Origin of the sequence: Flavobacterium lacus, from assembly GCF_003268815.1 — a bacterium.
GTDB lineage: Bacteria > Bacteroidota > Bacteroidia > Flavobacteriales > Flavobacteriaceae > Flavobacterium > Flavobacterium lacus.
In genome coordinates, this window is record NZ_QLSV01000001.1 from 358,600 (window position 1) to 373,054 (window position 14,455).

9 protein-coding genes and 1 pseudogene are annotated in these 14,455 nt (G+C 35.9%); 5 read left to right on the top strand and 5 right to left on the bottom strand.

The features are described from left to right. Window positions 1-346 precede the first annotated feature (346 nt). The gene (locus B0I10_RS01630; protein WP_112084734.1) at window positions 347-739 is read right to left on the bottom strand and encodes a helix-turn-helix domain-containing protein; all 393 of its coding nucleotides are present in this window, start codon (window positions 737-739) and stop codon (window positions 347-349) included. Window positions 740-1,042: 303 nt separating this feature from the next. Next, complete coding sequence (locus B0I10_RS01635; protein WP_112084735.1) at window positions 1,043-2,485, bottom strand: DUF3089 domain-containing protein; 1,443 nt, start codon at window positions 2,483-2,485, stop codon at window positions 1,043-1,045. A gap of 434 nt (window positions 2,486-2,919) precedes the next feature. Here B0I10_RS01635 and dnaX point away from each other — a divergent pair, with 434 nt between their 5' ends. The 3 genes from dnaX (at window position 2,920) to B0I10_RS01650 (ending at window position 5,728) form a co-directional block, all read left to right on the top strand. Further along, window positions 2,920-4,005: a DNA polymerase III subunit gamma/tau gene (gene dnaX, locus B0I10_RS01640; protein WP_112084736.1), complete on the top strand. Its 1,086-nt coding sequence runs from the start codon at window positions 2,920-2,922 to the stop codon at window positions 4,003-4,005. 41 nt (window positions 4,006-4,046) lie between these two features. Further along, entirely contained in the window at window positions 4,047-4,643 is a 597-nt protein-coding gene (locus B0I10_RS15765; protein WP_245942928.1) for a DNA polymerase III subunit gamma/tau, read from the top strand. A gap of 272 nt (window positions 4,644-4,915) precedes the next feature. Continuing rightward, window positions 4,916-5,728 carry a hypothetical protein gene (locus B0I10_RS01650; RefSeq protein WP_146740292.1) on the top strand — a complete coding sequence of 271 codons (813 nt, stop codon included), beginning with the start codon at window positions 4,916-4,918 and terminating at the stop codon, window positions 5,726-5,728. 124 nt (window positions 5,729-5,852) lie between these two features. On the opposite strand, the gene B0I10_RS01655 is transcribed toward B0I10_RS01650, so the two are convergent. The 3 genes from B0I10_RS01655 to B0I10_RS01665 are packed head-to-tail and all read right to left on the bottom strand — an operon-like array spanning window position 5,853 to window position 9,372. Beyond that, the gene (locus B0I10_RS01655; protein ID WP_112084738.1) at window positions 5,853-6,743 is read right to left on the bottom strand and encodes a Ppx/GppA phosphatase family protein; all 891 of its coding nucleotides are present in this window, start codon (window positions 6,741-6,743) and stop codon (window positions 5,853-5,855) included. Window positions 6,744-6,764: 21 nt separating this feature from the next. Then, window positions 6,765-8,888, bottom strand: a complete 2,124-nt coding sequence (gene ppk1, locus B0I10_RS01660; RefSeq protein WP_112084739.1) for a polyphosphate kinase 1 — start codon at window positions 8,886-8,888, stop codon at window positions 6,765-6,767. Further along, window positions 8,881-9,372 carry a SixA phosphatase family protein gene (locus tag B0I10_RS01665; RefSeq protein WP_112084740.1) on the bottom strand — a complete coding sequence of 164 codons (492 nt, stop codon included), beginning with the start codon at window positions 9,370-9,372 and terminating at the stop codon, window positions 8,881-8,883. The genes ppk1 and B0I10_RS01665 overlap by 8 nt, the downstream gene beginning before the upstream one ends. A 626-nt stretch (window positions 9,373-9,998) precedes the next feature. On the opposite strand from B0I10_RS01665, the gene B0I10_RS01670 reads away from it, so the two are divergent. Then, complete coding sequence (locus B0I10_RS01670; RefSeq protein WP_146740293.1) at window positions 9,999-10,520, top strand: hypothetical protein; 522 nt, start codon at window positions 9,999-10,001, stop codon at window positions 10,518-10,520. Between the two features lie 41 nt (window positions 10,521-10,561). Further along, window positions 10,562-14,455, top strand: a pseudogene (locus tag B0I10_RS01675) (hypothetical protein); the annotation flags it as partial.

Here is a 14,455-nt window from a genome sequence, read left to right on the forward strand (position 1 = left end):
AATAATGAGGGTGATGGGTGTTAGGTGATGCGTGATGGGTGAATTTCGGTTCTCTTTGCTCAAAAATCAACAATCGTTAATCTTTAATCAATCTCCTTTTACCCATTACCTTTTACCCATTACCTTCTTTTAAAGGCACACGGATGGGATGGATGGAACAGATTTATGCAGATTTGTTGGGTTCGCCGAGCGAAAAGGGATAAAAAAGGATTAAATAACTACTAGATTAGTAGTCTTTTCAACGTATCGCCTGCCCACTCATTTGGAGAGGGGTTGCGGGTGAGGTCTATTCAAAAAGGTTATCAATTACCCAATTGACAAATTCTCACACTGACAAATTGACAAATTACCGATTCAACAACTTCTCCAAATAAGCAACCTTATCCTTCTCCGCCTGCACCAAACGTTCATAGAGCTCAACTACTTTGTCCAAAGGATTAAAAGTGCAGTTGTGATTAACTGTTGGTCCCGTGTGAACTACCGAACCATCATAATTATTTTGGATATTATTAAATACAGCTTCGTCACTATAATTTTTTATCGCCTCAGCAGTCACTCCCAATTCCTTAGCAATTAATTGCAATTTTTCTTCATCAACAGTTTCACTTCCTTCTATATTAGAAATCGTCTGCTGACTCACGCCTATCGCAAGAGCCAACGCTTCTTGCTTCATCCCGCGCAATTCTCTTATTCGGCTAATGTTTCGGCCAATATGTTTCGGTTTCGTTGTCGTGCTCATAATACAAAAATATAAAAATTAGTCGTTAAGTTCACATGGTAAAATACAAGCGAAGCTGGTACCACACAAATCATACCACCCTACCTAACTCAAAACAGTAAGGTCGGCACAGATAGACAAAAATAAACTTTTTTAAATCACTACAAACCTTTAGCCCAACTAAAATTTCAAAATTCAAGCAGCTATTCCCAAATTCAACAGCACAACGCCCAATCTATAAAACACCAATCAAAATGCAAATCTCAAAGTCAACCCATCGACTAATTGACTAACTACCACATCGAAACATTGCCACATTAACGCTTACCTTCGCAACACCATCACTTTACCAACCCCAAGTAGGGTTTTTATAATATAAAATCCTTCACTCAAATCTTGAACAGAAACTTTGCTTTCGTTGTCAAGCTCCCTTTGCTTAACCTGACTTCCCTCGCTATTGTAGATAAAAAAGGGTTCATGAGGAAGTGGCTGCTTATTCATTTGGATGAATAGCCACTCATTGGCTGGATTGGGGAAAACAGTTAATTGGTTACTTATTTTTGTATCATTCAAACTGAGGGGTGCACTGCAATTAGCAATTTTTAAATCGATTTGCTCCAGCAATGCCCACGTGTATATATTGTAATCTTTTTGATGATAACCCGCAATTGAAAATGATGGATTTGACTCTTCCTCTTCCAAAAGATTAGGTCGCAAATCGTTGGGTCCCGGCGTGTGCTGCACTACAAAACCTACTCGATTGAAGGCTGACCGTTGATGCCGGATGCTATAAAGATTGTCGAACGCCACATAACCAACATTACCGCCAAAGTCGACATTATTCCGTAAGGTGATAAAATTACGTAGCGGTTGTGATTCGTCGGAATAATAGAGAGAGTCTTGGGAAGTTTGGTTCTCGGCGAAGTTCATCAAACTGTTTGCCCATCCATTAGAGACCACAAACGGATTTAGGCACGGATGAGATGCCAACGGTGCTGGTGGGGTCTGCCCTTCTTTGTAACTTCTCCAATTCATCACGCAACCGCACTCGTTTTGTTCGGTGCAAAAAGGAATATTTTGCCACCAACCCCCCGTTACCAAATCGGGTTGAGCATAATTGGTGACCATACCGGCAACCACAGCTACCACTAATTGTTGGCGTAATTCAGGATTGGAATCAAACACTTCACTGAGTAAAAAACCAGCCAAATAAGCTCCTTGTGAATGACTGGCAATGATAATTTTGTTTCCGTTGTTTTGAGTTGCCAAATAATGTAAAAAAGCATCTTTGACGTCGGTGTAGGCTACTCCTAAAATGGTGGCTTGATTGAGATCCGTGGGACTGGTGAGGAACGTGGGTGGTGTTGCTTGACGGTAGCGGGGTGCAAAAAAACGTCCATATTTTGCCAGTAATCCGGCTTGACCGCGAATGCTTGCTGCTACTAAAAATGAGTTTTGGTTGGCAATAGGAATAGTTTCTATTTCGGTATAGCTACCCAAGTTTTGAAGCACCGTGGGATGAATGAAAAACACATCTACGCCAGTGTTGATCATGGCGTTGTTTGTGATAGAAATGACGGAGGTAGTGGTTAAATTTTCATCTACAACAGCAATGTCCAAATTGGCACCATTTAAAAGTGTAGCGGGTTTGCCTGGATGATAGGCCCAATTGGTCATATTACTATAATCGGTTTGGGCCACCAACCCAGAGAAGAAAAACAGAAAAATGAGAGTAAGTAACCGTTGGTGTGGTAGTTCTTGTTTCATGTGTCGTTTTGTTTTTAAAATAGAATAAAGTCATTAGACTTTTTGAAGGTGAAAAGGTTTAATGTGTCTTTTTTTAGGACGAGTAATTCGTATAACTACAATAGGATTTATCTCGTAATCTGTATAATTATTTTTTGGACGAGTCAACTGTATAGATAAAGCATAGATAAAGCAAAGATAAAGTATAGATAAAGTATAGATAAAGTATGGATAGTGCATGGATAAAGCATCAACGGTGGCAGAATTGTATAGTACAACACTGGCTGCCTTTCTCAAATCAACAATCATCATTCTTCAATCGTTACGCAAGGTCCACATGCCCAAATTGACACGTTACCCTATTGCCGCATTACCCAATTGCCGCATCAACTAATTTCCCTCCTCCCCTTGCCAATCGATAATTAAATTTTATATTTGTCATCCAAACTTTTTTCATGGAACAATTTGTAGTATCTGCCCGAAAATACAGACCCCAGACGTTTATGGACGTGGTGGGTCAGCAGGCTATTACCAACACGTTGCTTAATGCCATCGAAAACAATCACTTAGCTCAGGCTTTGCTTTTTACCGGACCTCGTGGTGTGGGAAAAACGACTTGTGCGAGAATTTTGGCCCGAAAGATTAACCAACCCGGTTATGACGATCCGAACGAAGATTTTGCGTTTAATGTGTTTGAATTGGATGCCGCTTCTAACAACTCCGTGGATGATATTCGGAATTTGATTGACCAAGTTCGCATACCACCACAAACCGGACAATATAAAGTGTATATCATTGACGAGGTGCATATGCTTTCGTCTGCGGCTTTCAATGCGTTTCTGAAAACGTTGGAAGAACCACCACGACATGCCATTTTTATTTTGGCTACCACCGAAAAACACAAAATTATTCCGACTATCTTGTCTCGCTGTCAGATTTTCGACTTTAAACGGATTACTATTAAGGATGCCAAAGAACATTTGGCGTATGTTGCAGAAAACCAAGGCATTCAATTTGAAGACGATGCGTTGCATATTATTGCTCAAAAAGCAGATGGTGCGATGCGGGATGCGTTATCGATTTTTGACCGAGTGGTTTCCTATTGCGGAAATAATTTGACTCGTCAGGCGGTTACGGAGAATTTGAATGTGTTGGATTATGAATCCTACATTAACATCACCGATTTATTATTAGAAAATAAATTGCCGGATTTGTTGATGGCATTTAATGATATTCTAGCTCGCGGTTTTGATGCTCATCATTTTATTCAAGGATTGGCTTCGCACTTTAGAGATTTGTTGGTTTGTAAAAATCCTGCCACTTTAGTGTTGTTGGAAGCCGGCGAACAAGCTCAAAAGTTATATGGAATTCAGGCTCAAAAATGCAGTCAGGAATTTTTGTTGAAAGCAATTGAATTGGCAAACGATACCGATTTGAAGTTCAAAGTTAGTCAGAACCAACGTTTACTCATCGAACTTTGTTTGATGCAATTAGGCTCTATCACTTTTGATGGAGAAAAAAAAAAGTTAACGGCTATATAATTCCCCCCTTTCATTTTCTGGGAAAATTAGGAGCTATTGAAGTGGCGACTGCTTCTGTGGAAGTGGTTCCGAACGTGCCAAAAGAAATTCCGAAATTGGAAACTCCTTCTACAACCTTACCTGTTGCGGAAGAAACACCAAAACCCAAAATTGATATTCCGATAAATTCTTCGAGCGAACCAAAGGTTTCTGCTTTTTCGTTAGCAAGTATTAAACAGAAAAAAGAACTGGCGGAAGCTCAAAAATTGGTTACCAAAGAAGCTATTCACTATCCAACCGAGCCTTTTAACGAAACGGATATGTTGTTGCAATGGCATAAATTTGCGTTGAAGTTAGAAGAAAAAGGGCAAATGATTATGCATTCGCTGATGTTGATCAATGATCCAAAATTAGACGGAGCTAAAATCACACACGAATTACCCAACGAAGGAACGCGTTTAGAATTTGAGCGAACTAAAAACGAAGTTTTAGGTTATTTGCGAGGCATGCTTCATAACCATGATATTGAAATTGAGTTGGTTGTGAATGAAAAAATGGAGAACAAACGAGCTTTTACACCGCAGGATAAATTTAATCGGTTGAATGAAATTAATCCTAATTTGGAGTTGTTGAGGAAGACGTTTGATTTGGATGTTTAGGAAATTGGTCAATTTGGTTGAACTATACTTATAATGGAACACGGATTGGACGGATTAAACAGATTGGCACAGATTTTTTTTGATTTGCTTTGCAAAAGCGGATTGGCAAGGATTTATGAGGGTCTGATTGGTGGTTCTAATTAATTACAACCTTCCCTTGATTGTGTCATTTCGACGATAGGAGACCCGAGCGATAGTGAACTGGTGAAACAAATCACATAATATGCTCACGTTATGCCTAATTTTAAAAGAGACGATAAATCAGACAACCAATGAAAAAATTTATAATTATAACAATATGCAATCTAATATTTAAAATTGCCTACGGACAAGATTGCCAAATACCAATATTGTTAGACAAAGAAATCATTGAAGCAACTAAAAATGAAAAGTTTGTAGAAGAGGATTTTTACCGAGTTAACAATTTATTATTTGAATATCAAGTAAAAGACAGTTCGAAAACTTTAAAAAATTGTCATTCATATTTTAGTAATATTGAAAAATTATTTAATTCGCAAACTCCAGAAAAACGTGCTTTTGCTTATAGATTAATTGGTGTAGCTAAAAACAACAACTTTAATAACGAATTAATAAGCAGAATTAATTCAGATGAAAGTTCGCTTTTAAAAACTTGGAGTACAACTGCATTGATGGAAAATAATTACGGAAAAGCATCTGATGACCTTTTTGTTTTGTTTTCGTCATTTCCTAAAGGATTACCAGTTGATATTCTGATTAATATGTACATCAAATATGACATAAACGCTGTAAAAAAAACTTGTTGGAAATTTATTGATTCAGAAATAAGAAATCAACAAATTCTTGCTATTCAATGCTTAGCTAGTTTTGAAAAAGATGAAAAACTTCAAGTAAAACTGATAGAATTTTTAGACACATGGGACAATAACTCAAAAGGTTGGGTTATTTCTTCAATTTCTTTGCAAAAAATGGAGAATTTAAAACCTATGTTAGAAAAGTATTATGAAATAGACAACTTAAAAAACGTAATAATTCAAGCCCTAGAAAATAGTCCAACCAAATCTGATAAAAAATTTGGAAAACAATTAGAAAAAAAGAAAAACTAGACGTAACATCATATTTATGCAAAACGATATGTGATTTCTCCTATCGTCGAAATGATACTGTGTATCTTTCAATTCTATAAGGAAGTATGATGAGAAATCTTAAACTTTAAAAATTCTATTTTAATTAAATCCTCCCATAATACATCGCCTTTACAATTCCGTCTGAAAGTCCGATTTTGGGAACGTATAGATGGCGGGCTCCACTCCACTTCATTGCGTTTAAGTAGATTTTTGTGGCGGGAATGATTACGTCGGCACGATCGGGGTTTAATGCTAATTCTGAGATGCGTTGGTCGTAGGTCATTTTATTTAACATGGCATATTGAGCATTCAACGTTAAATAGGTCAGCGGTTTGTCTTGCTGTTTTCCGGTCATTTTGAAAAGTTTGTTGATGTTTCCACCGGAACCAATCATTGTGATATCTTCAAACGGAGCGGTATTGAGTTTGATCCATTTTTCAATTTCCACCCAAACAATTTCGTTGACCATGTTATTCAACATACGGACCGTTCCGTTTTTGAAGGATTTGGAAGCGATGATTTTTCCGTTGGAAAATAGGGAAAATTCAGTACTTCCACCACCTACATCTACGTATAAATAGGTTTTATCTGTAGAAATATATTCTTTCAAATCGGAGGAAGCAATAATAGTAGCTTCTTTTTTACCATCAATAATATCAATTTGAATATCGGCTTCTCGCTGAATGATTTCAACCACATCACGGTTATTATCGGCTTCACGCATGGCCGAAGTTGCACAGGCTTTATATTTTTCTACTTTATGTATTTTCATCAATAATTTGTAGGCTTTCATGGCATCAATCATCCGTTCGATGTTTTCATCGGATATTTCGCCTACTGTAAAAACATCTTGTCCTAAACGAATGGGCACACGAACTAACGAACTTTTATTAAACTGCGTATCTTTTCCTTCTTGTTCTACAATATTAGACACCAACAACCGCATGGCATTGGAACCAATATCGATGGCGGCGTAACTTTTTATAGTAATCATTATTCATTCAAAATTTGGGGGTTATAATTTTTCTGTAATTACTTCCAACTGATTTCGGTAATAATTATAGGTTTCAATTTGTGCTCTAAAAACACGGTCATTTTCTTTTCGAACACGGTATTTATTGTCTAATTTTTCAGAATGATAACGTGCTTTCACATTTCCATTCCAACCCACATCAAAACTTTCAATAAGTTCTAATTTGATGTTTTCATCATAAATTGGACAGGTTACTTCTACTCTGGCATCAATATTTCTGGTCATGAAATCGGCAGAAGAAATAAAAACTTCGGGTTTGCCGTGATTTCCAAAGATAAAAATTCGGGAATGTTCCAGAAAATTATCAACAATGCTAATGGCTTCAATGTTTTCACTCATTCCTTTTATACCCGGAATCAAGCAACAAATTCCTCTAATAATTAGTTGAACTTTTACACCGGCTCTACTTGCATCATATAATTTATCAATCATTCGCGTGTCTGATAAACTATTCATTTTTAACTTAATATACGTTTCTTTTCCGGAAAGAGCATGCATAATTTCTCGATCAATGAGTTTATACATTTTATTTCGGGTATAATGCGGCGAAACAACCAAATGTTTGTAGCGATGCACTCGATAATTGACTTCAAAGAAATCGAATACTTTGTCGGCATCTTTTAAAATTTGCTGATGGCTGGTAAACAAAGTAACATCTGTGTAGACTTTTGCAGTTGATTCGTTGAAATTTCCGGTAGAAATAAATCCGTATCGTTTGATTTTTTTGTCTTCAAATCGATCGATGACACAAATTTTGCTGTGAACTTTTAATCCTTTTACACCAAAAATTAAGTTGATTCCTTCGGTTTGCATTTGTTCGGCATACGAAATATTACTGGCTTCGTCAAAACGAGCTTGTAATTCAATTTGAACGGTTACTTTTTTACCGTTTTTAGCTGCATTGATTAGGGAACTAATAATTTGTGAGTTTTTGGCCAATCGGTATAAGGTGATTTTTATACTAATCACTTTTGGATCAAGAGCCGCTTCCCGAAGAAACTTGATTAAATAGGCAAATGATTGGTATGGTGCATTGACTAAATAATCTTTTTCGCTTATCTTTTTGATGATGCTTCCTTCCAAACCTAATCCGTCAACCGGAAGTGGCGTTTTTGGTTGGTATAATAAGTCATAACGACCCAAGTTTGGAAAATCCATGTAATCCCGCCGGTTGTGGTATCGTCCACCGGGAATAATACTATCGGTTGAATCAATGTTCATTTTTTCAAGAAAAAACTTGAGCGTATCCTTATCTATCGATTGATCATAGACAAATCGAACCGGTTCGCCTATTCTTCGGTCTCGCACACTTTCGGAAATTTTTTCGGCAAAACTTTTACTAATGTCACTGTCAATTTCCAGTTGAGCATCTCTGGTAATTTTGATCATGTGAGCCGAAATACTTTCGTAGTCAAAAATATTGAAAATACTTTTTAAATTATACCGAATCACATCATCCAGCAAGATAATATATTGTTTTTCGCCATTGGAAGGTAATACTACAAATCGATTAATTGTTTTTGGAATTTCAATCACGGCGTAACGAATATCTTTTTTGGCTTTTTTAAATCCTAAGAAGGAAGTTTTTTCTTCAGATTCGTTTTTCATTACTAGTTTGACGGCTAAATAACCCGAAGTATCTCGCAACAAGGGAAATTCTGCCAAGTCATTTAAGATAATAGTTACTAATGCCGGACTCACTTTTTGGATAAAAAAATCGCGGATATAGTTTTCTTGTTCTTTGGAAATCTCTTTTTCGTTGATGATAAAAACGCCTTCTTTTTCGAGTTCTTTTTCGATAATATTCAGTATGCGTAAACTTTCCGATTGTTGTTTGATAACAATATCAGTAATGTCATTGAGTAATTGTTGCGAAGAAATTCCGCCCAACACCTTTTCTCCGGTTTGTCCGGAAAGTGATAATCGTCTGATTGCCGCAAAGCGAACGCGAAAAAATTCATCTAAATTATTGGAAAAAATCCCTAAAAAGCGTAATCTATCTAATAAAGGAACAGTTGGGTCTGCGGCTTCTTGAAGCACTCTTGCATTAAAACACAACCAACTTTTTTCTCTGTCAACATAACGGTATTCTATTGCTTTAATCATCTTTTAAATCTCTTGGAAAAAGTATTTTATTGGTTTTACCTTTACTTATTTTTGACCAACTTGGAGCATCAAATGAAAGTGAAACAAATCCGGAAGTTGGAACATTATCGATAAAAACATCTCCAAATTTATTAACAAATTCTGTGATAGCCTCATTATGTCCGAAAAGAATAACATTTTCGTAACTATTATCACACGATTTGATGGCATTTTCAAGTTTAGCAGCATCAAAAGTGTACAATTCATCCTTGAACACTAGACTTTCTAATGGCCACATTTGAATTTGAGCAAAAATTATTGCAGTTTCTGAAGCTCTTTTGGCGGTACTACTCCAAATTAAATTAGTTTTTGGAAGATAATCCGTTATATTTTTTGCAACCAAATGGGCGTCACGAACGCCTCGCTGAGCTAGAACTCTTTCTTTATCGTGAACAGGTGCATCCCAGCTGGATTTTGCATGACGGATAAGAATTAAATTTTTCATTTTTAAAAAATTTGTGACAAACAGTTATAAATTCACTTACAATTTAAGACTATTTTTTAATAAATAAGACTATTTTAAAACAAAATTTCAACATTCAATACCGATACTCAAATTTATAGTAATAATCACAATTCGTCCTGCATTTGTGATAAAACAACCATTGATGTTAAAAATTAGCTTTTTTAAAATAACTTATCAACAACAGATGTTAACAAACTATTAAATATGTATTTTCTTACTAACATTCTATTTTAACACCTTTTATCGTCATTTTTATGCATTTTATCGAGTAAATATTTTTTTTTATGAAAACAACTTTATACATTCGTCAAGTAGTTAAGATGAAATTAACAATTTAAAGAATTAAAAATCATAAAAAATGAGGTTACTCGTCGATAAAGAATATCCACAAAATGCAGTTAAAGTGTCATTTATCGAGTTTTTAGGTTAGTTATGGAAAAAATAAGCAATAACATCAATTAGTATATAGTTTAGCCTTCCATTAATTTACTTTCCACGTATTTAGAAAGAAAATTAAAAGCCAAATCAACCAAATTTATACATTATGAAAAAAAACTTAACCAATTATGTCAAAAGTCATGTTTTTAAAATCCCAAGCTAAGATTATGGAAAATTCATTCCAAATCCGGCAATTTCATCATCTATCGCTGAAATTGCTGGTAATGCTATTTTTAGCATTTCCGATTCTAGGTTTTTCTCAAAACTTCAAAATTCAGAACACCGAAGACTACTTTAAGTCGGTTCAGAATACGGAAGTAATGAAAAACAAGAGTGCAAACTCGATCAAATCTTTGATAAAAGATTTGCATCCTTCCCTTTATGTGGACAACGGACGAGTAAACTCGTACGGTAAAAACCCAATTGTTTTATTTGTTGATGCCAATTCAGTTTCAAAATTGAAAGAGTTGAAACTTGAGGGTAATCAAATTGAGTTGGTGACCATCAAAATCAATCAAAAAAGCGATTTAGTTAATTTGATCAATTTAGATGTATTTCAACAATTTTCATCAATCAAAGTAATTCATTTTAGTCTTGGTTTTGATTGCGATGTTGAAACGCTAACTAAGTCAGTTAAAATAGACATTTCAAAATATACGTTATTATATTCTATTGAAAAGCCTTCTTAATTTAAACTTTAAGAAAAGTAAATCAATTAAAAGAATTAAACATGAAAAATATGTACTCAAATTTTAAAATAAACAAAAAAGCAAACTATCTATTGTTACTATTGACAGTATTGTTAGGTAATTTGTTTTCTGTTCAAGCACAGGTAAGAGTTCCTTTTACCCAAAGAACATCTGTTTATTCACCAACAAAAACCATTTACAATGTAAAGGGTGATTTTACTATGATTGGAAACACCAATCTAACCTTAGTGAACTATGGTGATGAAACATCAAACAATAATAACATGCGATATGTAGATATTGATAACGATACCAATACTTGGAACTCGTCATCTGCCAATTTGGTTTTATCTACTGAAAACGGTGCAAATCCTGCATGTTCCAACATTGTTTATGCCGGATTATATTGGACAGGTAGAGCTTCAGATGCCTCAACTAGTCCTAATATTTTTACTGTGGAAAGACAAGTTCCTGGTGGAATAGTAAATGTGAATAATAATTATACAGTGGGTCACAACCAGACCATCACAAACACCACTTATAACTTATCGATTACTAGAAATAGTCCCACTAACACTAATAGAAGTCCAATTTATACTTTTATTAGTGGAACCAATACGTATGTGTTTAATTTCACCAACAATACAGGGGCTAACCGAGTTACCCTTTCTGTTAACGGAGGAACCGCTGTAAATATTCCTGTAAATTATACAACATCTGGTTCAATAGGAACTGCAACGTTAACCACTCCTTATGTGATTAATGATGGTTCTGTGAATTTAACAATCAATAGTCTAGAGAGAAATACTGCCACAAATTTATCAACAACAGATACTCAAAACACTTCTTTTGCTAATGTTAATGTTAATGGTACCATCCAAGGTACCACTACTATTTCTAAAACATATGATAAAAGAAAAGTTTCGATAAAAGGGCCAAATTCAAGTGCTTATACTTTATTAACGGCCCAAGATGATGATATTTACTATCCAGTCAACTCGGATGGTTTTATGTATTCAGGATATATCGAAGTAACCGATTACGTGAGAGCAAATGGTTTAGGTGCTTATAGTGTAGCCGATATTGCCTTAATAGAGGGTAATGGTGGCGGAACCGGCTACTACGGCGGTTGGGGTATGGTAGTTGTTTATGAAAACGACAAAATGAAATGGAGAGATGTAACAGTATTTGACGGACATTCATATGTAGCCGGAAGTATTACAGCCGATTTTGAAATTCCTGTTGCCGGTTTCAATACTGTTCAATCGGGTCCGGTTAATATGAAATTAGGGATGATGGCCGGAGAGGGAGATCGAAATATTGCCGGTGATTTTTTCCAAATTAGAAATTTTCAAGATAACAACTGGGTAACTTTAAATCATGGTGCTAACAGTACAAATAACTTTTTTAATTCTTCCATTTTTACAGGAGGAAACACTCGAGTCCCAGATTTAATAAATAACACGGGATTAGATATTAGTATGTTTACTATTCCTAATACCAATAATGCTGTTATAACTAATAATCAAACTTCTACTCGATTCCGTTATGGAACAACGCAAGATACTTACGTTATTTATAACATTACGATGTCTGTAGACGCTTATATTCCTGAAATTGAAGGCTTATTAACTGTTCAGAATATTGGTGGTGCTCCTGCTTCCCCAAGTGGTCCTTACAATGCACAGCCTGGTCAAGAAGTTGAATTTGGCGTAGATATTAAAAACTTAGGAACAGAAGCTGTAAATAATTACAAATTAGTTATTCCAATACCTTTCACTTCTACATTTGTTCCCGGAAGTTTGAATAGTTCAATTTTATTCACGCCAAATCCATCACCCAACAACCTCTACTTTGATCCTAATTTAGGAGCTACTGGTTCAATTGTTTGGGATTTTGGAACTTTGCCATTGCCGGCTGATCCCCAAACTTTATTGGCTTCTTTGCGATTTAAATTGAGAGCGACAGATAATTGTGCGATTTTATCGAACCCAAATTGTGCTAATAACATATTAGTTAATGGTTTAACTTTTGGAACAGGTGCAATCACAAATATTGCATTTAAAGATAGACCCTTAATTTTAGGCTATAATAATTCGGGAGCTTGTCAAGGTGAACCAATTTATCAACCAATTACTGTAAATATTATTGCAGGAAATTATGTTGCTCAAAATTGTTCAAATGTCCCATTAGTCCAAAACTTTTACTATTGTAATGGACAAACTAATGTAACAGCAGCTCAACTTGCTTCTGCATTTCCACCTGGATCATTGTTTTATTCAGCCTATCCTGTTCCAGCTGGTGCTGCTCCAATAAACAATTTCCCAATTGTGGCAGGTGTAACAAACACCTATTTTGCTGTACCTTTCAATGCTGATGGCTGTTTCTTTGAATTTACTATATCTGCTTGTCGCCCAATCGATGCCGTGGATGATATCGCAGGACCTATCAATGGTGCTTCCGGTCAAAACGGTGTGGTGAATGTTTTTGATAACGATACCTTAAATGGTGTTATCCTTAATCCAGCTGATGTAGCTTTAACGTTGGTTACTCCTGATCCTACCGGTGCTCTAACCCTTAACCCTGACGGTTCTGTGGATGTAGCTCCTGGTACGCCTGCAGGTACATACTCCTTAACTTATCAAATTTGTGAAAATGTAAACCCAGGTAACTGTGATACTGCTGTAGTAACTATTACAGTTAGTGCTCCGGTTATCGATGCCATGAATGATAACGCAGGACCTATCAACGGTGCTTCCGGTCAAAACGGTGTGGTGAATGTTTTTGATAACGATACCTTAAATGGTGTTATCCTTAATCCAGCTGATGTAGCTTTAACGTTGGTTACTCCTGATCCTACCGGTGCTCTAACCCTTAACCCTGATGGTTCTGTGGATGTAGCTCCTGGTACGCCTGCAGGTACATACTCCTTAACTTATCAAATTTGTGAAAATGTAAACCCAGGTAACTGTGATACTGCTGTAGTAACTATTACAGTTAGTACTCCGGTTATCGATGCCGTGAATGATAATTATAATTCAATTTCCTGTATTACGAATGGTGTAATAGGTAACATATTAAGTAATGACACTTTAGACAATAATCCGGCAACATCCCTAAATGTTTCGATTTCTATTACATCAGGAAACAGCCCTAATGTTACTATTGATAATCAAGGAAATATCTCTGTTAATTCAGGAATTCCTGCTGGCCAATATAATATAGGATACACAATTTGTGAAATTTTAAATCCAAACAACTGTAGCTCTGCTTTAATTACAATTAACATAGTTGATACAATTCCACCTGTTATTAGTAATTTACCTGCTGAAACTACAATTCAGTGCCCGGCAACTCCTGAGTTTGCAGTTGCAACAGCAAACGATAGTTGTGGTTCTGCCTCTATCACTTTCGATGATGAAATTATAAATGGAAATTGTGCTGGTAATTATACTATCATAAGAACATGGACAGCAATTGACCAATCTGGTAATACATCATCTTCAAGTCAAACAATTACCGTTAATGATACAATCGCTCCTTCTTTCGTAGAAGAGCTTCCTGCTGATGTTACTGTGGAATGTAACGCTGTTCCAACTGCCACTACGTTAACTGCTACTGATAACTGTGGAGATGCAACTGTAACTTTCGCTGAAGCAATTCAGCAAGGGGATTGTCCTAATGCTTATGTAGTAACCAGAACTTGGACTGCTACTGACGCTTGTGAGAATCAAACAGTTCACACTCAAATCATCACTGTTCAAGATACAATTGCTCCTGCTTTCGTAGAAGAGCTTCCTGCTGATGTTACTGTAGAATGTAACGCTGTTCCAACTGCCGCTACGTTAACTGCTACTGATAACTGTGGAGATGCAACTGTAACTTTCGCTGAAGCAATTCAGCAAGGGGATTGTCCTAATGCTTATGTAGTAACC

What these genes read in the sequence shown, in the direction of transcription:
- B0I10_RS01630 (WP_112084734.1), bottom strand. Translation starts at nt 739, where the DNA reads ATGAGCACGACAACGAAACCGAAACATATTGGCCGAAACATTAGCCGA.
- B0I10_RS01635 (WP_112084735.1), bottom strand. Translation starts at nt 2,485, where the DNA reads ATGAAACAAGAACTACCACACCAACGGTTACTTACTCTCATTTTTCTG.
- dnaX (WP_112084736.1), top strand. Translation starts at nt 2,920, where the DNA reads ATGGAACAATTTGTAGTATCTGCCCGAAAATACAGACCCCAGACGTTT.
- B0I10_RS01650 (WP_146740292.1), top strand. Translation starts at nt 4,916, where the DNA reads ATGAAAAAATTTATAATTATAACAATATGCAATCTAATATTTAAAATT.
- B0I10_RS01655 (WP_112084738.1), bottom strand. Translation starts at nt 6,743, where the DNA reads ATGATTACTATAAAAAGTTACGCCGCCATCGATATTGGTTCCAATGCC.
- ppk1 (WP_112084739.1), bottom strand. Translation starts at nt 8,888, where the DNA reads ATGATTAAAGCAATAGAATACCGTTATGTTGACAGAGAAAAAAGTTGG.
- B0I10_RS01665 (WP_112084740.1), bottom strand. Translation starts at nt 9,372, where the DNA reads ATGAAAAATTTAATTCTTATCCGTCATGCAAAATCCAGCTGGGATGCA.
- B0I10_RS01670 (WP_146740293.1), top strand. Translation starts at nt 9,999, where the DNA reads ATGGAAAATTCATTCCAAATCCGGCAATTTCATCATCTATCGCTGAAA.